Annotated in this window: 1 protein-coding gene; it reads left to right on the plus strand. The window is 58.0% G+C overall.

Features of this window, described 5'->3' with window-relative positions; translation table 11 throughout:
• The coding region (locus tag SB771_RS33620) for a hypothetical protein (protein ID WP_410721870.1) at nt 1-383 on the plus strand (383 nt) is incomplete at both ends.

A 383-nucleotide genomic window follows, 5' to 3' on the forward strand; every position in this document is an offset into this window, starting at 1 on the left:
GTTCGTTTCATGCGTTTTTGCGAGGCCACGAGCCGCAAGGGCTGGTCGATTTCGTGCATCGAACGGACTTGGACTCGCAGGCGTGGCTTCGCCTGCCCGATGTATTCGACTATTTGGCCGCAGGTTATGGGTTGCGGTTTAGGGATTTAGGCAGCGAGCGACGCTGGGCATTCGCGGTGGCTGCTGTCGAGCGCCATTCAGACCATCCAATCACAGCGCAAGTCCTCAAGAGTATCGCGGTACTCGAATTGGTACAGTCCGACTTGGCACAGGAGGTGACGTCGAGCGTCATCTCTTTCGCATTGGGTTCACAGGTAGCTGGGTCTCGGATCGACGAGACTCTGGCTCAATTGGTCGAACGCGGGGTGCTGATCCATCGCCGC

The organism is Burkholderia sp. SIMBA_051 (assembly GCF_046534915.1).
GTDB classification, from domain to species: domain Bacteria; phylum Pseudomonadota; class Gammaproteobacteria; order Burkholderiales; family Burkholderiaceae; genus Burkholderia; species Burkholderia ambifaria.